Origin of the sequence: Enterovibrio calviensis DSM 14347 (assembly GCF_000621165.1) — a bacterium.
Classification (GTDB): Bacteria; Pseudomonadota; Gammaproteobacteria; order Enterobacterales; family Vibrionaceae; genus Enterovibrio; species Enterovibrio calviensis.
Genome location: NZ_JHZA01000029.1, coordinates 1 through 15,765, shown reverse-complemented (window position 1 = coordinate 15,765; position 15,765 = coordinate 1). Strand labels below are relative to the sequence as shown.

The 15,765-nt window shown below is 47.4% G+C and carries 32 protein-coding genes; 31 read left to right on the top strand and 1 reads right to left on the bottom strand.

Annotated features, from left to right (window positions below):
• The 31 genes from Q365_RS0118050 to rplQ all read left to right on the top strand — a co-directional run.
• On the top strand, positions 1–579 hold a 579-nt coding region (locus Q365_RS0118050; protein ID WP_028024658.1), incomplete at its 5' end, for an EF-Tu C-terminal domain-related protein.
• A 199-nt stretch (positions 580–778) separates the two neighbouring features.
• Complete coding sequence (locus tag Q365_RS0118045; protein ID WP_028024657.1) at positions 779–970, top strand: (2Fe-2S)-binding protein; 192 nt, start codon at positions 779–781, stop codon at positions 968–970.
• 85 nt (positions 971–1,055) lie between these two features.
• On the top strand, positions 1,056–1,535 hold the full coding sequence (bfr, locus tag Q365_RS0118040; protein WP_028024656.1) for a bacterioferritin: 480 nt from the start codon (positions 1,056–1,058) through the stop codon (positions 1,533–1,535).
• Between the two features lie 362 nt (positions 1,536–1,897).
• Entirely contained in the window at positions 1,898–2,209 is a 312-nt protein-coding gene (rpsJ, locus tag Q365_RS0118035) for a 30S ribosomal protein S10 (protein WP_005501283.1), read from the top strand.
• Between the two features lie 15 nt (positions 2,210–2,224).
• Positions 2,225–2,854 (top strand): 50S ribosomal protein L3, encoded by a 630-nt coding sequence (rplC, locus tag Q365_RS0118030; RefSeq protein WP_028024655.1) that lies wholly within the window; start codon positions 2,225–2,227, stop codon positions 2,852–2,854.
• Positions 2,855–2,870: 16 nt separating this feature from the next.
• Positions 2,871–3,473 (top strand): 50S ribosomal protein L4, encoded by a 603-nt coding sequence (rplD, locus tag Q365_RS0118025; RefSeq protein ID WP_028024654.1) that lies wholly within the window; start codon positions 2,871–2,873, stop codon positions 3,471–3,473.
• Positions 3,470–3,772 (top strand): 50S ribosomal protein L23, encoded by a 303-nt coding sequence (gene rplW / locus Q365_RS0118020; RefSeq protein WP_016962013.1) that lies wholly within the window; start codon positions 3,470–3,472, stop codon positions 3,770–3,772. The genes rplD and rplW overlap by 4 nt, the downstream gene beginning before the upstream one ends.
• Positions 3,773–3,790: 18 nt before the next feature.
• Positions 3,791–4,615: a 50S ribosomal protein L2 gene (gene rplB / locus Q365_RS0118015; RefSeq protein ID WP_028024653.1), complete on the top strand. Its 825-nt coding sequence runs from the start codon at positions 3,791–3,793 to the stop codon at positions 4,613–4,615.
• Positions 4,616–4,633: 18 nt separating this feature from the next.
• A complete protein-coding gene (gene rpsS, locus Q365_RS0118010; RefSeq protein WP_016962015.1) occupies positions 4,634–4,912 on the top strand; it encodes a 30S ribosomal protein S19 in 279 nt (92 codons plus the stop codon).
• A gap of 11 nt (positions 4,913–4,923) precedes the next feature.
• Positions 4,924–5,256 (top strand): 50S ribosomal protein L22, encoded by a 333-nt coding sequence (rplV, locus tag Q365_RS0118005; protein WP_028024652.1) that lies wholly within the window; start codon positions 4,924–4,926, stop codon positions 5,254–5,256.
• 19 nt (positions 5,257–5,275) lie between these two features.
• Entirely contained in the window at positions 5,276–5,965 is a 690-nt protein-coding gene (rpsC, locus tag Q365_RS0118000; protein ID WP_028024651.1) for a 30S ribosomal protein S3, read from the top strand.
• Between the two features lie 11 nt (positions 5,966–5,976).
• Complete coding sequence (gene rplP / locus Q365_RS0117995; protein WP_016962018.1) at positions 5,977–6,387, top strand: 50S ribosomal protein L16; 411 nt, start codon at positions 5,977–5,979, stop codon at positions 6,385–6,387.
• The gene (gene rpmC, locus Q365_RS0117990; protein ID WP_028024650.1) at positions 6,387–6,578 is read left to right on the top strand and encodes a 50S ribosomal protein L29; all 192 of its coding nucleotides are present in this window, start codon (positions 6,387–6,389) and stop codon (positions 6,576–6,578) included. Before rplP ends, rpmC begins: the two co-directional genes overlap by 1 nt.
• Positions 6,578–6,832, top strand: a complete 255-nt coding sequence (gene rpsQ / locus Q365_RS0117985; RefSeq protein ID WP_028024649.1) for a 30S ribosomal protein S17 — start codon at positions 6,578–6,580, stop codon at positions 6,830–6,832. Before rpmC ends, rpsQ begins: the two co-directional genes overlap by 1 nt.
• A 160-nt stretch (positions 6,833–6,992) precedes the next feature.
• Complete coding sequence (gene rplN / locus Q365_RS0117980; RefSeq protein WP_016962021.1) at positions 6,993–7,364, top strand: 50S ribosomal protein L14; 372 nt, start codon at positions 6,993–6,995, stop codon at positions 7,362–7,364.
• A gap of 13 nt (positions 7,365–7,377) precedes the next feature.
• The gene (gene rplX, locus Q365_RS0117975) at positions 7,378–7,692 is read left to right on the top strand and encodes a 50S ribosomal protein L24 (protein ID WP_028024648.1); all 315 of its coding nucleotides are present in this window, start codon (positions 7,378–7,380) and stop codon (positions 7,690–7,692) included.
• A 14-nt stretch (positions 7,693–7,706) separates the two neighbouring features.
• Positions 7,707–8,246 (top strand): 50S ribosomal protein L5, encoded by a 540-nt coding sequence (rplE, locus tag Q365_RS0117970; protein ID WP_028024647.1) that lies wholly within the window; start codon positions 7,707–7,709, stop codon positions 8,244–8,246.
• A gap of 17 nt (positions 8,247–8,263) precedes the next feature.
• Positions 8,264–8,569: a 30S ribosomal protein S14 gene (gene rpsN, locus Q365_RS0117965; protein WP_028024646.1), complete on the top strand. Its 306-nt coding sequence runs from the start codon at positions 8,264–8,266 to the stop codon at positions 8,567–8,569.
• 23 nt (positions 8,570–8,592) lie between these two features.
• Positions 8,593–8,985, top strand: a complete 393-nt coding sequence (rpsH, locus tag Q365_RS0117960) for a 30S ribosomal protein S8 (RefSeq protein ID WP_028024645.1) — start codon at positions 8,593–8,595, stop codon at positions 8,983–8,985.
• 10 nt (positions 8,986–8,995) lie between these two features.
• On the top strand, positions 8,996–9,529 hold the full coding sequence (gene rplF / locus Q365_RS0117955; RefSeq protein ID WP_028024644.1) for a 50S ribosomal protein L6: 534 nt from the start codon (positions 8,996–8,998) through the stop codon (positions 9,527–9,529).
• Between the two features lie 9 nt (positions 9,530–9,538).
• Positions 9,539–9,892 carry a 50S ribosomal protein L18 gene (gene rplR / locus Q365_RS0117950; protein WP_028024643.1) on the top strand — a complete coding sequence of 118 codons (354 nt, stop codon included), beginning with the start codon at positions 9,539–9,541 and terminating at the stop codon, positions 9,890–9,892.
• A gap of 13 nt (positions 9,893–9,905) precedes the next feature.
• On the top strand, positions 9,906–10,403 hold the full coding sequence (rpsE, locus tag Q365_RS0117945) for a 30S ribosomal protein S5 (protein ID WP_028024642.1): 498 nt from the start codon (positions 9,906–9,908) through the stop codon (positions 10,401–10,403).
• Between the two features lie 6 nt (positions 10,404–10,409).
• Entirely contained in the window at positions 10,410–10,589 is a 180-nt protein-coding gene (gene rpmD / locus Q365_RS0117940; RefSeq protein ID WP_002541431.1) for a 50S ribosomal protein L30, read from the top strand.
• A 4-nt stretch (positions 10,590–10,593) separates the two neighbouring features.
• Positions 10,594–11,028, top strand: coding sequence for a 50S ribosomal protein L15 (gene rplO, locus Q365_RS0117935; RefSeq protein ID WP_002541432.1), 435 nt, complete (start codon positions 10,594–10,596; stop codon positions 11,026–11,028).
• A gap of 22 nt (positions 11,029–11,050) precedes the next feature.
• Entirely contained in the window at positions 11,051–12,376 is a 1,326-nt protein-coding gene (gene secY / locus Q365_RS0117930) for a preprotein translocase subunit SecY (RefSeq protein WP_028024641.1), read from the top strand.
• Between the two features lie 26 nt (positions 12,377–12,402).
• Complete coding sequence (rpmJ, locus tag Q365_RS0117925; protein WP_000868186.1) at positions 12,403–12,516, top strand: 50S ribosomal protein L36; 114 nt, start codon at positions 12,403–12,405, stop codon at positions 12,514–12,516.
• A 146-nt stretch (positions 12,517–12,662) separates the two neighbouring features.
• The gene (rpsM, locus tag Q365_RS0117920; protein WP_028024640.1) at positions 12,663–13,019 is read left to right on the top strand and encodes a 30S ribosomal protein S13; all 357 of its coding nucleotides are present in this window, start codon (positions 12,663–12,665) and stop codon (positions 13,017–13,019) included.
• A gap of 19 nt (positions 13,020–13,038) precedes the next feature.
• Positions 13,039–13,428 (top strand): 30S ribosomal protein S11, encoded by a 390-nt coding sequence (gene rpsK / locus Q365_RS0117915; protein WP_002541534.1) that lies wholly within the window; start codon positions 13,039–13,041, stop codon positions 13,426–13,428.
• 30 nt (positions 13,429–13,458) lie between these two features.
• Positions 13,459–14,079: a 30S ribosomal protein S4 gene (gene rpsD / locus Q365_RS0117910; protein ID WP_028024639.1), complete on the top strand. Its 621-nt coding sequence runs from the start codon at positions 13,459–13,461 to the stop codon at positions 14,077–14,079.
• Positions 14,080–14,102: 23 nt separating this feature from the next.
• On the top strand, positions 14,103–15,092 hold the full coding sequence (locus Q365_RS0117905; RefSeq protein WP_028024638.1) for a DNA-directed RNA polymerase subunit alpha: 990 nt from the start codon (positions 14,103–14,105) through the stop codon (positions 15,090–15,092).
• A 35-nt stretch (positions 15,093–15,127) separates the two neighbouring features.
• Positions 15,128–15,514 (top strand): 50S ribosomal protein L17, encoded by a 387-nt coding sequence (rplQ, locus tag Q365_RS0117900; protein ID WP_028024637.1) that lies wholly within the window; start codon positions 15,128–15,130, stop codon positions 15,512–15,514.
• 68 nt (positions 15,515–15,582) lie between these two features.
• On the opposite strand, the gene Q365_RS25825 is transcribed toward rplQ, so the two are convergent.
• Positions 15,583–15,765: hypothetical protein (locus Q365_RS25825; RefSeq protein WP_035025305.1), on the bottom strand; the 183-nt coding region annotated here is incomplete at its 5' end.

Genomic DNA, 15,765 nt, shown 5'->3' with positions numbered 1-15,765 from the left:
CCAGAGCGTGCTATCGACAAGCCATTCATCCTGCCAATCGAAGACGTATTCTCAATCCAAGGCCGTGGTACTGTTGTAACGGGTCGTGTTGAGCAAGGTATCGTACGTGTAGGTGACGAAGTTGCTATCGTTGGTATCGTAGACACCATCACCACTACTTGTACTGGTGTTGAGATGTTCCGTAAACTTCTTGACGAAGGCCGTGCTGGTGAGAACGTTGGTGTTCTTCTACGTGGTACTAAGCGTGACGAAGTTCAACGTGGTCAAGTACTGGCTAAGCCTGGTTCAATCACTCCACACACTACTTTCACTTCAGAAATCTACGTTCTGTCGAAAGATGAAGGCGGCCGTCATACTCCGTTCTTCAAAGGTTACCGTCCACAGTTCTACTTCCGTACAACTGACGTGACCGGTACTATCGAACTGCCAGAAGGCGTTGAGATGGTAATGCCTGGTGATAACATTGCTATGACTGTAACTCTAATCGCGCCAATCGCGATGGACGAAGGTCTACGTTTTGCTATCCGTGAAGGTGGCCGTACTGTAGGTGCGGGTGTTGTTGCTAAGATCGTTGCTTAATTTTAAGCTTCGATAGCACAATGCTAGAAAAAGGACGCTTCGGCGTCCTTTTTTATTATCTATATTTCAACGAGTAAGTTATCTCATTTGGCGATAACGAATTTCCTGTTAGCAAAAGTGCATATCAATCGATAAATACAATTTGTAATGTGAACCATTCTCGTTTACATTCTCATAGTAGCTTATTGAGAGAGTTGTTATGTACGTTTGTTTGTGCCACGGAATATCGGATAAGAAAATCAAGAAACTTGCTTTTGAGCAGGGTATTACTGATATCCAAGGTATTCGTCGTATCACGCCCCTGGGTTCTCAGTGTGGAAAGTGCATTCGACCGACAAAAGAACTGCTTAATGAAATCTCAACAATTGGCATGTTCAAACAGGCGAGCTAGCTAAAAGCACCTGTGTCCCAATAGCGCGATTGACAGCGCCTTAATCAGTTCTACATTTAGTGGATGCTGAAAAGGAGCGCGCGCAATGAAATCCGACCCTAAAATCATCCAACACCTCAACAAAGCCCTCGGCAATGAACTGATTGCCATCAACCAATATTTCCTTCATGCCCGAATGTACAAGGATTGGGGTTTAAAAGTCCTTGCTGATAAAGAGTATGAAGAGTCCATCGATGAAATGAAGCATGCTGATGATCTCATCGAGCGGATACTGTTTCTCGAAGGCATCCCCAACCTACAAGACCTGGGCAAGCTCCGTATTGGTGAAGATACCCAAGAGATGCTCGAATGTGATTTAGCCCTAGAAATGGATGCGATTCCCGATTTAAGAGATGCTATTGAGTACGCCGAAAGTGTGCGTGATTATGTGTCTCGCGACCTATTCAATCATATCCTCGAAGACGAAGAAGAACATGTCGATTGGTTGGAAACACAACTAGGCCTCATCGATAAAGTCGGCATTCAGAACTACAACCAAGCACAGATGATTGAGACGGAAGAGTAGGGGCGTTGAATGAGCCATCGAAATGGCGCTAGCCCAGACAAAACGTGAGTTATGATTAATTTTTAAACGGCACTTGCAAAGCGTTTTGTGATCTGTATAATGCCCGCACTGCCTGAGACAAAATGTTCTCGTAGGTGCAGTTGTGAACCAATGAGCACAGGAGGAAGGCTAGTCGTTGTAGGCTTTTTAGCTTGATTAGTCAGTAATGTATACTCCGCTTATGTTCGCAGTCATGTTAAATGGCTGACAATGTATCAAATATTGATACTACGGTTTCACATAAATCAATCGGCATTCCCTCGTCTTAACGAGGTAGAGTGGCGATATTGTTTGTGTAATTTTTTAATTTGGAGCTCTGTCTAATGCAGAACCAACGTATCCGTATCCGCCTGAAGGCTTTCGATCATCGTTTGATCGACCAGTCTACTGCGGAAATCGTTGAAACCGCAAAGCGCACTGGTGCGCAGGTTCGTGGTCCTATCCCACTGCCAACTCGCAAAGAGCGCTTCACCGTTCTTATCTCTCCGCACGTCAACAAAGATGCACGTGATCAGTACGAGATTCGTACTCACAAGCGTCTTATCGACATCGTTGAGCCAACAGATAAAACTGTTGATGCTCTGATGCGTCTTGACCTTGCTGCGGGCGTTGATGTTCAAATCAGCCTGGGTTAAGAGGGGATTTAAGTAATGATTGGTCTAGTCGGTCGTAAAGTAGGCATGACTCGCATCTTCACTGAAGAAGGCGTTTCAATTCCTGTAACCGTTGTAGAAGTAGAAACTAACCGTGTAACTCAGGTACGTACTCCTGAAGTAGATGGTTACTCTGCTATCCAAGTAACTTCAGGCGTTAAGAAAGCAAGCCGCGTAACTAAGCCAGAAGCTGGTCACTTTGCGAAAGCAGGTGTAGAAGCTGGTCGTGGTCTGTGGGAATTCCGTCTGAATAGTGGTGAAGAGTTCGAAGTTGGCGCTGAGCTAAACGTAGATCTGTTCGCAGAAATTAAGAAAGTTGACGTTACTGGTACATCTAAAGGTAAGGGCTTCCAAGGCGCTGTTAAGCGTTGGAACTTCCGTACTCAAGATATGACCCATGGTAACTCTTTGTCTCACCGTGCTCCGGGTTCAATTGGCCAATGTCAAACCCCAGGTCGTGTATTCAAAGGCAAGAAAATGGCAGGTCACATGGGTGCTGAGCAGGTAACTACTCAAAACCTAGAGATCGTACGTGTTGATGCTGAGCGCAAACTGTTACTTATTAAAGGTGCAGTCCCTGGTGCTACAGGTAGCAACGTGATCGTCAAACCAGCCGTTAAAGCGTAACGTCGAGGAGTTAGTAATGGAATTGGTAGTCAAAGGCGCTGATGCGCTAACTGTCTCCGAAACTACCTTCGGGCGTGAATACAACGAAGCCCTGGTACACCAGGTAGTCGTTGCATACGCAGCTGGTGCCCGTCAGGGTACTCGCGCTCAGAAAACCCGTTCAGATGTACGCGGTGGTGGTGCTAAGCCATGGCGTCAGAAGGGTACTGGCCGCGCCCGTGCAGGTACAATCCGTAGCCCAATTTGGCGCTCGGGTGGTGTAACTTTCGCAGCTCGTCCACAGGACCATAGCCAGAAAGTTAACAAGAAAATGTACCGTGGTGCTCTTAAGAGCATTCTGTCTGAGCTAGTTCGTCAAGATCGTTTGATCGTTGTTGACAACTTCTCTGTAGAAGCTCCAAAGACCAAAGAGTTGATCGTCAAGCTGAAAGAGCTTGAACTGACTGAAGCTCTGATCGTAACTGCAGAAGTTGATGAAAATCTGTTCCTTGCGGCACGCAACTTGTACAAAGTTGACGTACGTGATGCAGCAGGCATTGACCCAGTTAGCCTGATCGCTTTCGACAAAGTAGTGATGACTGCAGCTGCAGTTAAACAAGTTGAGGAGATGCTGGGATGATCACTGAAGAGCGTATTCTTAAAGTTCTACGTGCTCCGCACATCTCTGAAAAAGCAACCATGGCTGCAGAAAACGGTAACACTATCGTTTTCAAAGTAGCAATGACTGCAACTAAGAAAGAGATCAAAGCGGCAGTTGAGAAACTGTTCGAAGTTGAAGTTAAGTCTGTAAATACTCTTATCACTAAGGGTAAGACCAAACGTCAAGGTGCTCGCCAAGGTCGTCGTTCAGACGTCAAAAAAGCGTACGTTATCTTGAAAGAAGGTCAAGACATCGACTTCGCTGGCGGCGCTGAGTAAGACGGAGGAGTATAAAAAATGGCAATTGTTAAATGTAAGCCTACTTCACCGGGTCGTCGTCACGTCGTTAAAGTTGTTAACGCTGACCTGTACAAAGGTAAGCCTTACGCACCACTGCTAGAGAAAAACTCTAAATCAGGTGGTCGTAACAACAACGGTCGTATCACAGTACGTCACATCGGTGGTGGTCATAAGCAACACTACCGTGTAATTGACTTCAAACGTACTAAAGATGGCATCCCAGCGAAAGTTGAGCGTCTAGAATACGATCCAAACCGCAGCGCGAACATTGCATTAGTATTGTACGCAGACGGTGAACGTCGTTACATCATTGCATCTAAAGGCATGAAAGCTGGTGACCAGATTCAATCTGGCGCAGATGCTGCGATCAAAGCAGGTAACACCCTGCCAATGCGCAACATCCCAGTAGGTTCAACTGTTCACTGTGTTGAACTGAAGCCTGGTAAAGGTGCACAGCTGGCTCGTTCAGCTGGTGCATACGCACAAATCGTTGCTCGCGATGGCGCATACGTAACTATTCGTTTGCGTTCTGGCGAAATGCGTAAGGTTCTTTCTGAAGGTCGTGCGACCATCGGTGAAGTTGGTAACGCAGAACACATGCTGCGTGAATTGGGTAAAGCTGGTGCAACTCGTTGGAAAGGCGTTCGTCCTACCGTACGTGGTGTAGCAATGAACCCAGTGGATCACCCACACGGTGGTGGTGAAGGTCGTACATCAGGCGGTCGTCACCCAGTATCACCTTGGGGTATGCCAACTAAGGGCTTCAAAACCCGTAAGAACAAACGTACCGACAAGTACATCGTACGTCGTCGTAACAAGTAATTTTAAAGAGGATACGCCATGCCACGTTCTCTCAAGAAAGGTCCATTTATTGACCTGCACTTGCTGAAGAAGGTAGAGAAAGCGTTGGAAAGCGGTGACAAAAAGCCTGTAAAGACTTGGTCCCGTCGTTCAATGATCATCCCTCAGATGATCGGTTTGACCATCGCTGTCCATAATGGTCGTCAGCACGTACCTGTTTTCGTCACTGAAGAGATGATCGGTCACAAGCTGGGCGAGTTTGCACCAACACGTACTTATCGCGGCCATGCTGCAGATAAGAAAGCTAAGAAGCGCTAAGGGGTTAAGAAATGGAAGCTATTGCTAAACATCGCTTTGCTCGTATCTCGCCTCAGAAAGCACGTTTGGTTGCAGATCAAGTGCGCGGTAAAAACGTTGCACAAGCTCTAGAAGTTCTGACTTTCAGCGACAAAAAAGCTGCTGAACTGATCAAGAAAGTTCTGGAGTCTGCTATCGCAAACGCCGAGCATAACGAAGGTGCTGACATTGATGATTTGAATGTCGCAAAAATCTTTGTTGACGAAGGTCCAGTCATGAAGCGCATTATGCCTCGTGCAAAAGGCCGTGCCGATCGCATCTTGAAGCGTTCTAGCCACATCACTGTTGTTGTAGCAGACCGCTAAGAGACGAGGAGAGAAAGCAATGGGTCAAAAAGTACATCCTAATGGTATTCGTCTTGGCATTTGTAAGCCTTGGAATTCCACTTGGTTTGCTAACAGCCAAGATTTCGCTGACAATCTAGACGGCGACTTCAAGGTACGTCAGTTCCTAACTAATGAACTGAAAAAAGCGTCTATTTCTCGCATCGTTATCGAGCGTCCTGCTAAGAGCATCCGTGTGACTATTCACACTGCTCGCCCAGGTGTTGTTATCGGTAAGAAAGGCGAAGACGTAGAAAAACTGCGCGCTCGCGTTGCTCAACTAGCCGGTGTACCTGCACAAATTAATATTGCAGAAGTACGCAAGCCTGAGCTTGATGCTCAGCTGGTTGGTGATAGCATCGCTTCTCAGCTAGAGCGTCGTGTTATGTTCCGTCGCGCTATGAAGCGTGCGGTACAAAACGCAATGCGTCTAGGTGCCAAGGGTATTAAAGTGGAAGTAAGCGGCCGTCTTGGCGGTGCTGAAATCGCTCGTACCGAGTGGTACCGTGAAGGTCGTGTGCCATTGCACACCCTTCGTGCTGATATTGATTACGCAACTTCTTCGGCTCACACCACTTACGGTGTAATTGGTATTAAAGTTTGGATCTTCAAAGGTGAAGTTCTAGGCGGTATGCCAGTTGCTGAGCCACAGGCTGACAAGCCTAAGAAGCAGCGTAAAGGCCGTAAGTAAGGAGTCTATCGATGCTTCAACCAAAACGTACTAAGTTCCGCAAGGCTTTTAAAGGTCGTAACCGCGGTCTTGCTGCCGGTACTGACGTAAGCTTCGGTACCTTCGGCCTTAAAGCTGTTGGTCGTGGTCGTATCACTGCTCGTCAGATCGAAGCTGCACGTCGTGCTATGACTCGTCACATTAAACGTCAGGGTCAAATCTGGATCCGTGTTTTCCCAGACAAGCCGATCACTACTAAACCTCTGGAAGTTCGTCAGGGTAAAGGTAAGGGTTCTGTGAGTTACTGGGTTGCACAAATTCAACCAGGTAAAGTCCTGTACGAGATGGATGGTGTTTCTGAAACCCTAGCTCGCGAAGCATTCGAGCTAGCTTCACGTAAACTACCAATCAAAACCACTTTCGTAACTAAGGCGGTGATGTGATGAAAGCACAAGAACTTCGCGAAAAGAGCGTAGAACAGCTGAATGAAGAACTGCTGGGTCTGCTGCGTGAGCAATTCAACCTGCGCATGCAAGCGGCTACTGGTCAACTTCAGCAGACTCACACTCTGAAGACTGTTCGTCGTGATATCGCACGTGTTAAAACCGTTCTGAACCAGAAGGGCAACGCATAATGAGCGACCAAATCCGTACTCAACAAGGCCTTGTAGTTAGCGACAAAGGCGACAAGTCTATTGTTGTTGCAATTGAGCGCCAGGTGAAACACCCGATCTACGGTAAGTTCATCAAGCGTACAACTAAACTACATGTTCACGATGAAAACAACGAATGCGCCCAAGGCGATACCGTTGAAGTTCGTGAGTGCCGTCCACTGTCTAAGACTAAGTCTTGGACTCTGGTACGCGTAGTTGAGAAAGCGCGCCTGTAAAGGTAACTTTCCAACGGTTAAAAATAAAACGGCTCCATCTCTGGAGCCGTTTATTTTTTATCTATTCATCTTTAAAAAATAGTGTTATTATTCGCCGCCCTTGTAATGAGGCAGCCCGACCCGAGATGGGTCTAGATGTAATAACAGCGGAGCACTAACCATGATCCAAATGCAAAGTATGCTGGATGCAGCCGACAACTCCGGCGCTCGCAGTGTAATGTGTATTAAGGTGCTGGGTGGTTCACACCGTCGCTACGCCCATATCGGCGATGTCATCAAAGTTACCGTGAAGGATGCAATCCCACGCGGTAAAGTAAAAAAAGGTGACGTTCTGAAGGCGGTTGTAGTTCGCACCCGTAAAGGCGTTCGTCGTCCAGACGGTTCTGTCATTCGCTTCGACCGTAATGCTTGCGTGTTGTTGAACGACAATACTGAGCAACCAATCGGTACTCGTATCTTTGGCCCTGTGACACGTGAGCTTCGTGGCGATAAGTTCATGAAGATTGTGTCTCTGGCGCCTGAAGTTCTGTAAGGAGCGGTTTAAAATGGCAGCTAAAATCCGTCGTGAAGACGAAATTATCGTTCTTGTTGGTAAAGACAAAGGCAAGAAAGGTAAAGTATCTAAGGTACTGACTACCGGTAAGGTTATCGTTGAAGGTATCAACCTAGTTAAGAAACACCAGAAGCCAGTTCCGGCAATGGGTGTTCAAGGCGGCATCGTTGAAAAAGAAGCTGCACTTGACGTTTCTAACGTGGCTATCTACAACGCGGCAACTGGTAAAGCAGACCGTGTAGGCTTCCGATTTGAAGACGGCAAAAAAGTTCGTTTCTTCAAGTCGAATGGCGAAACTATTAAGTAAGTTGGAGTAGTACTATGGCGAAACTGCATGATTACTACAAAGAGACTGTTGTAAAAGAGCTTGCTCAAAAGTTCGAATACAAGAGTATCATGCAAGTCCCAAGGATCGAAAAGATCACCCTGAACATGGGTGTGGGCGAAGCGATCAACGATAAAAAACTGCTTGAGAACGCAGCTTCAGATATGACCACAATTACTGGTCAGAAGCCGCTTATCACTAAAGCACGTAAATCTGTTGCTGGCTTCAAGATCCGAGAGGGCTACCCTATCGGCTGTAAAGTAACCCTGCGTGGCGAGCGTATGTGGGATTTCTTTGAGCGTTTGATTTCAATCGCTCTACCACGTGTGCGTGACTTCCGTGGCGTAAGTTCGAAATCTTTCGACGGTCGCGGTAACTACAGCATGGGCGTTCGTGAGCAAATCATCTTCCCAGAAATCGATTACGATAAAGTAGATCGTATTCGTGGTCTTGATATTACTATCACGACTACCGCGGCGACTGATGAGGAAGGTCAAGCTCTGCTGGCTGCCTTTAACTTCCCATTCCGTAAGTAAGGTGAAGGGTTACTGTAATGGCTAAGCAATCAATGAAAGCGCGCGAAGTAAAACGCGCGAAGCTGGTAGCAAAGTTCGCTGAAAAGCGTGCTGCATTTAAAGCTATCATCAAAAACGTTAACGCGTCTGAAGAAGAGCGTTGGGATGCAGTCCTGAAGCTTCAAACTTTACCGCGTGATTCTTCCAAGTCTCGTCAACGTAACCGTTGTAACCAGACTGGGCGTCCACATGGCTACCTACGTAAGTTCGGCCTTAGCCGAATCAAGGTCCGTGAAGCTTGCATGAAAGGCGAGATTCCGGGTCTGCGTAAGGCGAGCTGGTAATTGAATCACGGGAGTAAAGACTTATGAGCATGCAAGATCCGATTTCGGATATGCTGACCCGCCTTCGTAACGGTCAGACAGCGGCAAAAGTTGCTGTTAAAATGCCTTCGTCAAAGCTAAAAGTGGCAATTGCTGAGCTACTTAAAGCTGAAGGTTATGTGGCTGACTACGCTGTAACAAGCGATGTTAAGCCAGAACTGGAAGTGACTTTGAAATACTTCGAAGCCAACCCAGTTATCGAGCAAATCCAACGTGTAAGCCGTCCAGGTCTGCGCATCTATAAGAAAAAAGATGCACTGCCTTCTGTAATGGGTGGTCTGGGTATTGCTGTAGTATCAACTTCTAAAGGTTTGATGACCGACCGTGCCGCTCGCAAAGCGGGTCTGGGCGGTGAGATCATCTGCTACGTAGCGTAAGGAGTAGGAAATGTCTCGTGTTGCAAAAGCACCCGTAGTAATTCCTGCCGGCGTAGAGGTGAAACTTAACGGTCAGGAAATCACTGTTAAGGGTAGCAAGGGCGAATTGTCCCGTGTTATCAACAATGCAGTGGTAGTAAGCCAAGAAGACAACGCTGTGACGTTCGCGCCACGTGAAGGTATCGTGAAGGCTAACGCCCAAGCTGGTACTGCACGTGCACTAGTGAACAACATGGTTGTTGGTGTTACTGATGGCTTTACCAAGAAACTGATCCTGAAAGGTGTTGGTTACCGTGCATCAATCAAGGGTAATGCTGTAGCTCTAACTTTGGGCTTCTCACACCCGGTTGAACACGACCTGCCTGCAGGCATCAAAGCAGAATGCCCAAGCCAAACTGAAATTGTATTGACTGGTACAGACAAGCAATTAGTTGGTCAAGTAGCTGCTGACATCCGCGCATACCGTCAACCAGAGCCTTACAAAGGCAAAGGTGTTCGTTACTCTGACGAAGTCGTGCGTACTAAAGAAGCTAAGAAGAAGTAAGGTAACACTATGGATAAGAAAATTGCTCGTATCCGTCGTGCGACCCGAGCGCGTCGCAAGATTGCTGAACTGGGTGCGACTCGCCTAGTGGTGCACCGTACTCCACGTCACGTGTACGCACAGGTTATCGCAGCTAATGGCTCTGAAGTTATCGCAGCTGCTTCTACCGTAGAAAAAGCGATCCGTGATCAAGTGAAGAGTACCGGTAACAAAGACGCTGCAGCGGCTGTTGGTAAAGCAGTAGCTGAACGTGCGTTGGAAAAAGGCATCGAATCAGTTGCTTTTGACCGCTCCGGTTTCCAATACCACGGCCGCGTGGCTGCACTGGCAGATGCTGCCCGTGAAGCTGGTCTGAAATTCTAAGGTAGGCGGAAAGATGGCTAACGAAAAACAACAAAGTGATTTGCAAGAGAAGCTGATTGCTGTTAACCGTGTTTCTAAAACGGTTAAAGGTGGTCGCATCTTTAGCTTCACCGCTCTTACTGTAGTTGGTGATGGCAATGGTCGCGTAGGTTTCGGTTACGGCAAAGCCCGTGAAGTACCTGCCGCTATCCAAAAATCAATGGAAAAAGCGCGTCGTAACATGGTTACTATCGCGTTGAATGACGGTACTCTGCACCACGCTGTTAAAGGTCGCCACACTGGTTCAAAAGTGTACATGCAACCTGCTTCAGAAGGTACTGGTATCATCGCCGGTGGTGCGATGCGTGCGGTTCTAGAAGTTGCGGGTGTTCGTAACGTTCTGGCGAAAGCATACGGTTCTACTAACCCAATCAACATCGTTCGTGCAACGATTGATGGTTTGGGTGGTATGAAGTCTCCAGAAATGGTTGCTGCTAAGCGCGGCATGCCTGTAAACGAAATTCTGGGGTAATTCGACATGGCTAAAACTATTAAAGTAACTCAGACACGTAGCTCTATCGGTCGTTTGCCGAAGCATAAAGCTACACTGCGTGGCTTGGGCCTACGTCGCATCAACCACACTGTTGAGCTTGAAGATACTGCTTGCGTACGCGGCATGATCAATCAAGTTTACTACATGGTCAAAGTGGAGGAGTAATCACATGCGTTTGAATACTCTATCTCCGGCTGCGGGTTCTAAGCCTTCTAAGAAGCGCGTAGGCCGTGGTATCGGTTCAGGCCTGGGCAAAACTGGTGGCCGCGGTCACAAAGGTCAGAAATCACGTTCAGGTGGTTCTGTACGCCCAGGTTTCGAAGGCGGTCAAATGCCTTTGAAACAACGTCTGCCAAAATTTGGTTTTACTTCTCGCAAGAGCCTAACTGCAGCAGAAGTTCGTCTAAGCGAACTAGCTAAAGTTGAAGGTGACGTAGTGAGCCTTGAGACACTGAAAGCGGCTAACGTTATCACTAAAGACATCCGTACGGCGAAAATCGTACTGTCTGGTGAAATCGCGCGCTCAGTGACTGTTAAAGGTCTTCGCGTTACCAAAGGCGCTCAAGCTGCAATTGAAGCTGCTGGCGGTAAAATCGAGGAATAACTAGCTCGAGGACGAGGTACAGATGGCAAAACAACCAGGACAAAATTTTAGTAGTGCAAAAGGTGGACTTGCGGAACTCAAAACCCGTCTACTGTTTGTGGTAGGTGCGTTATTGGTTTTCCGTGCCGGCTCTTTTGTACCAATTCCTGGTATTGACGCTGCTGTACTTGCCGATTTGTTCGAACAGCAACAAGGTACCATCATTGAACTGTTTAACATGTTCTCTGGTGGTGCTCTTGAGCGTGCTTCTATCTTAGCATTGGGTATCATGCCGTATATTTCGGCGTCGATTATCGTACAATTGCTAACGGTAGTTCATCCAGCTTTGGCTGAGTTGAAAAAAGAAGGGGAGTCTGGTCGTCGTAAGATTAGCCAGTATACCCGATACGGCACGCTAGTACTGGCAACCTTCCAAGCGATTGGTATCGCTACAGGGTTGCCAAGTATGATTCCAGGCCTTGTGGTTAACCCAGGGTTTGGATTCTACTTCACTGCTGTTGTGAGTTTGGTTACCGGTACCATGTTCTTGATGTGGTTAGGTGAGCAGATCACTGAGCGAGGTATCGGTAACGGTATTTCCTTGATTATTTTCACGGGTATCGTTGCAGGATTACCGTCCGCTATCGGACAGACAGCGGAGCAAGCGCGTCAAGGTGAATTGCACGTGCTTCTTCTTCTGTTGATTGCGGTAATTGCATTCGCAGTAATTGCGTTCGTAGTGTTTATGGAGCGTGGTCAACGTCGTATCGTCGTTAACTATGCCAAACGTCAGCAAGGCCGTCGTGTTTTTGCTGCGCAGAGCACTCACTTGCCATTGAAAGTTAACATGGCAGGCGTAATTCCAGCGATATTTGCATCAAGTATTATCCTGTTCCCAGGCACTTTGGCTCAATGGTTTGGACAAAGTGAGCAGCTGGGCTGGCTGGCGGATGTGTCTCTGGCACTGAGCCCTGGTCAACCACTGTATGTAATTCTTTATGCTGCAGCGATTATCTTTTTCTGTTTCTTCTACACGGCGTTGGTTTTCAACCCGCGTGAGACAGCAGACAATCTGAAGAAGTCTGGTGCATTCGTACCTGGTATTCGCCCGGGCGAGCAGACTGCAAAGTACATAGATAAAGTAATGACTCGACTAACCCTTGCGGGTGCGTTATATATCACCTTTATCTGTCTGATCCCCGAGTTCATGATGATTGCTTGGAACGTACGCTTTTATTTTGGCGGAACTTCCCTACTAATCGTAGTTGTAGTGATTATGGACTTTATGGCTCAAGTTCAGACACACCTGATGTCTCAACAATATGAGTCCGTGTTGAAGAAAGCCAATCTGAAAGGCTATGGCCGATAACAGATTGACATCTACGGAGTTTAGCAATGAAAGTTCGTGCTTCCGTTAAGAAAATCTGCCGTAACTGTAAAGTAATCAAGCGTAACGGTGTCGTTCGCGTGATTTGCAGTGAGCCAAAGCACAAGCAGCGCCAAGGCTAATAGCAGAATATTTTTCTTGCAAAATTTAGGCAGGGTGGCTACATTAGCCACCCACCTTTTGTGTGTGCAAAAGAAGTGGTATAGCCGCTGCGTATCCTCAACGGGCTCTGCAGCGGTTCTTCTTGAAAAAGTACTAGGAGTGAATAGTGGCCCGTATTGCAGGCATTAACATTCCTGATCATAAGCATGCCGTTATCGCATTGACTGCGATTTTCGGTATCGGTAAAACCCGTTCAAAAGCTATTTTGGCTGAGACTGGTATTGCTGAAAGCATTAAGATCAGTGAACTAACTGAAGAGCAGATCGATCTACTGCGTGATGGCGTTGCCAAGTACACTGTAGAAGGTGATCTACGTCGTGAAGTTTCAATGAACATCAAGCGTCTTATGGACCTTGGTTGTTACCGCGGTTTGCGTCATCGTCGCAGCTTGCCACTACGTGGCCAGCGTACGAAGACCAATGCTCGTACCCGTAAGGGTCCGCGCAAACCGATCAAGAAATAATCGGGGTAGGTGATTACTAATGGCTAAACAACCAAATCGCGCACGTAAACGCGTACGCAAGCAAGTTGCTGATGGCGTAGCGCATATCCATGCGTCTTTCAACAACACAATCGTTACCATTACTGACCGTCAAGGTAATGCTCTTGCATGGGCAACTGCAGGTGGTTCTGGTTTCCGCGGTTCTCGTAAATCAACTCCGTTCGCTGCACAGGTTGCTGCTGAGCGTTGTGGTGAGATGGCTAAAGAATATGGCCTTAAGAACCTGGAAGTTATGGTTAAGGGTCCTGGTCCAGGCCGTGAATCTACGATTCGCGCTCTGAACGCGGCTGGTTTCCGTATCACAAACATTGTTGATGCGACTCCAATCCCACATAACGGTTGTCGTCCACCTAAGAAACGTCGCGTATAACGCTGTTTCTTAGTATTCTGGAGAAAGATCATGGCAAGATATTTGGGTCCTAAGCTGAAGCTTAGCCGTCGCGAAGGTACTGACTTGTTCCTAAAGTCAGGCGTACGCGCGATTGATACCAAGTGTAAAATTGACAACGCCCCAGGCGTACACGGCGCTCGTCGCGGTCGTCTGTCTGAATACGGCGTTCAGCTTCGTGAGAAGCAAAAAGTTCGTCGCATTTATGGCGTTCTTGAAAAGCAATTCCGTAACTACTATCAAGAAGCTGCACGCCTTAAAGGCAACACAGGTGAAAACCTGCTGCAACTTCTAGAAGGTCGTCTGGATAACGTAGTTTACCGCATGGGCTTCGGTGCAACTCGCGCTGAATCACGCCAGCTGGTAAGCCACAAGGCGATCCTGGTAAACGGCAAAGTGGTTAACGTTCCTTCTTTCAAGGTAACGGCCAATGACGTTGTTAGCATTCGTGAGAAAGCTAAGAACCAAGCACGCATTAAAGCAGCACTTGAAATTGCTGCCCAGCGCGAGCTGCCAACTTGGATCGAAGTAGACAGCAACAAAATGGAAGGCACTTTCAAGCGCCTACCAGAGCGTTCAGATTTGTCTGCTGACATCAACGAACACCTGATCGTCGAGCTTTACTCTAAGTAAAGCTAAACTAAAGAGAGGACACAATGCAGGGTTCTGTAACAGAATTTCTTAAGCCGCGTCTAGTTGACATAGAACAAGTAAGCTCGACGCACGCAAAAGTAACTCTTGAGCCGCTAGAGCGTGGCTTTGGTCACACCCTAGGCAATGCTCTACGTCGCATCCTACTGTCGTCTATGCCTGGTTGCGCAGTGACAGAAGTAGAGATTGATGGCGTGTTGCACGAGTACAGCACCAAAGAGGGTGTACAGGAAGATATCCTGGAGATCCTACTTAACCTTAAAGGCCTGGCCGTTAAGGTAGAGGGTAAAGATGAAGTTATCCTTACTCTTACTAAGTCTGGTGCGGGCCCTGTTGTTGCAGGCGACATCACCCACGACGGTGGTGTTGAGATTGCGAACCCAGAACACGTAATCTGCCATCTAACTGATTCTAACGCTGAAATCAGCATGCGAATCAAGGTAGAGCGTGGTCGCGGCTATGTACCAGCGTCAGCCCGTATTCATACTGAAGAAGACGAGCGCCCTATCGGCCGTCTGCTTGTTGATGCGACGTTCAGCCCAGTAGACCGTATTGCTTACAATGTTGAAGCAGCACGTGTTGAACAGCGTACCGATCTAGACAAGTTGGTTATCGATATGGAAACCAACGGTACTCTTGATCCTGAGGAAGCTATCCGTCGTGCAGCAACAATTCTTGCTGAACAACTGGATGCATTCGTAGATCTTCGTGATGTACGAGTTCCTGAAGAGAAAGAAGAGAAGCCAGAGTTCGATCCGATCCTACTGCGTCCTGTAGACGATCTGGAACTAACTGTTCGCTCTGCTAACTGTTTGAAAGCAGAAGCGATCCACTACATCGGTGATCTGGTACAGCGTACCGAGGTTGAGCTTCTTAAGACGCCAAACCTTGGTAAAAAGTCTTTGACTGAAATTAAAGACGTGCTGGCTTCACGTGGTCTGTCTCTAGGCATGCGCCTAGAAAACTGGCCGCCAGCATCAATCGCTGAAGATTAATCAGATTCTGATTACTTAGTTAGAAGGATTAGGTCATGCGCCATCGTAAGAGTGGTCGTCAACTCAATCGCAACAGCAGTCATCGTAAAGCGATGTTCAGCAACATGGCTAGCTCTCTGGTAACTCACGAAGTTATCAAAACTACTTTGCCTAAAGCAAAAGAGCTGCGTCGCGTAATTGAGCCATTGATTACCCTAGCAAAGATCGACAGTGTTGCTAACCGTCGTCTTGCATTCGCTCGCACTCGTAACGACGAAGTTGTAGCGAAGCTGTTCAACGAACTAGGTCCACGTTTTGCCTCTCGTGCAGGCGGTTACACTCGCATTCTGAAATGCGGTGTTCGCGCAGGCGATAAAGCCCCTATGGCTTACATCGAGTTGGTAGACCGTCCTGAGCAATCTGCTGAGGAAGCGGCTGAATAAGCACGCGGAACCTATCGGTAAAAAGCCAGGCATTGCCTGGCTTTTTATTTTTCTGCAGAATTACAAGCCTAACCATTTCTTTTGCCTCCCTTTATATCCCTTATAGAATATTCCAACATTGCTGCTTGACTGATATATAGAGAAGAACCACGCTTTTCTACATCTACATCTACATCTACATCTACATCTACATCTACATCTACATCTACATCTACATCTACATCTACATCTACATCTACATCTACATCTAC

Excerpts from the sequence above, each read along its gene's own strand:
- Q365_RS0118045 (WP_028024657.1), top strand. The coding sequence starts at position 779 with ATGTACGTTTGTTTGTGCCACGGAATATCGGATAAGAAAATCAAGAAA.
- bfr (WP_028024656.1), top strand. The coding sequence starts at position 1,056 with ATGAAATCCGACCCTAAAATCATCCAACACCTCAACAAAGCCCTCGGC.
- rpsJ (WP_005501283.1), top strand. The coding sequence starts at position 1,898 with ATGCAGAACCAACGTATCCGTATCCGCCTGAAGGCTTTCGATCATCGT.
- rplC (WP_028024655.1), top strand. The coding sequence starts at position 2,225 with ATGATTGGTCTAGTCGGTCGTAAAGTAGGCATGACTCGCATCTTCACT.
- rplD (WP_028024654.1), top strand. The coding sequence starts at position 2,871 with ATGGAATTGGTAGTCAAAGGCGCTGATGCGCTAACTGTCTCCGAAACT.
- rplW (WP_016962013.1), top strand. The coding sequence starts at position 3,470 with ATGATCACTGAAGAGCGTATTCTTAAAGTTCTACGTGCTCCGCACATC.
- rplB (WP_028024653.1), top strand. The coding sequence starts at position 3,791 with ATGGCAATTGTTAAATGTAAGCCTACTTCACCGGGTCGTCGTCACGTC.
- rpsS (WP_016962015.1), top strand. The coding sequence starts at position 4,634 with ATGCCACGTTCTCTCAAGAAAGGTCCATTTATTGACCTGCACTTGCTG.
- rplV (WP_028024652.1), top strand. The coding sequence starts at position 4,924 with ATGGAAGCTATTGCTAAACATCGCTTTGCTCGTATCTCGCCTCAGAAA.
- rpsC (WP_028024651.1), top strand. The coding sequence starts at position 5,276 with ATGGGTCAAAAAGTACATCCTAATGGTATTCGTCTTGGCATTTGTAAG.
- rplP (WP_016962018.1), top strand. The coding sequence starts at position 5,977 with ATGCTTCAACCAAAACGTACTAAGTTCCGCAAGGCTTTTAAAGGTCGT.
- rpmC (WP_028024650.1), top strand. The coding sequence starts at position 6,387 with ATGAAAGCACAAGAACTTCGCGAAAAGAGCGTAGAACAGCTGAATGAA.
- rpsQ (WP_028024649.1), top strand. The coding sequence starts at position 6,578 with ATGAGCGACCAAATCCGTACTCAACAAGGCCTTGTAGTTAGCGACAAA.
- rplN (WP_016962021.1), top strand. The coding sequence starts at position 6,993 with ATGATCCAAATGCAAAGTATGCTGGATGCAGCCGACAACTCCGGCGCT.
- rplX (WP_028024648.1), top strand. The coding sequence starts at position 7,378 with ATGGCAGCTAAAATCCGTCGTGAAGACGAAATTATCGTTCTTGTTGGT.
- rplE (WP_028024647.1), top strand. The coding sequence starts at position 7,707 with ATGGCGAAACTGCATGATTACTACAAAGAGACTGTTGTAAAAGAGCTT.
- rpsN (WP_028024646.1), top strand. The coding sequence starts at position 8,264 with ATGGCTAAGCAATCAATGAAAGCGCGCGAAGTAAAACGCGCGAAGCTG.
- rpsH (WP_028024645.1), top strand. The coding sequence starts at position 8,593 with ATGAGCATGCAAGATCCGATTTCGGATATGCTGACCCGCCTTCGTAAC.
- rplF (WP_028024644.1), top strand. The coding sequence starts at position 8,996 with ATGTCTCGTGTTGCAAAAGCACCCGTAGTAATTCCTGCCGGCGTAGAG.
- rplR (WP_028024643.1), top strand. The coding sequence starts at position 9,539 with ATGGATAAGAAAATTGCTCGTATCCGTCGTGCGACCCGAGCGCGTCGC.
- rpsE (WP_028024642.1), top strand. The coding sequence starts at position 9,906 with ATGGCTAACGAAAAACAACAAAGTGATTTGCAAGAGAAGCTGATTGCT.
- rpmD (WP_002541431.1), top strand. The coding sequence starts at position 10,410 with ATGGCTAAAACTATTAAAGTAACTCAGACACGTAGCTCTATCGGTCGT.
- rplO (WP_002541432.1), top strand. The coding sequence starts at position 10,594 with ATGCGTTTGAATACTCTATCTCCGGCTGCGGGTTCTAAGCCTTCTAAG.
- secY (WP_028024641.1), top strand. The coding sequence starts at position 11,051 with ATGGCAAAACAACCAGGACAAAATTTTAGTAGTGCAAAAGGTGGACTT.
- rpmJ (WP_000868186.1), top strand. The coding sequence starts at position 12,403 with ATGAAAGTTCGTGCTTCCGTTAAGAAAATCTGCCGTAACTGTAAAGTA.
- rpsK (WP_002541534.1), top strand. The coding sequence starts at position 13,039 with ATGGCTAAACAACCAAATCGCGCACGTAAACGCGTACGCAAGCAAGTT.
- rpsD (WP_028024639.1), top strand. The coding sequence starts at position 13,459 with ATGGCAAGATATTTGGGTCCTAAGCTGAAGCTTAGCCGTCGCGAAGGT.
- Q365_RS0117905 (WP_028024638.1), top strand. The coding sequence starts at position 14,103 with ATGCAGGGTTCTGTAACAGAATTTCTTAAGCCGCGTCTAGTTGACATA.
- rplQ (WP_028024637.1), top strand. The coding sequence starts at position 15,128 with ATGCGCCATCGTAAGAGTGGTCGTCAACTCAATCGCAACAGCAGTCAT.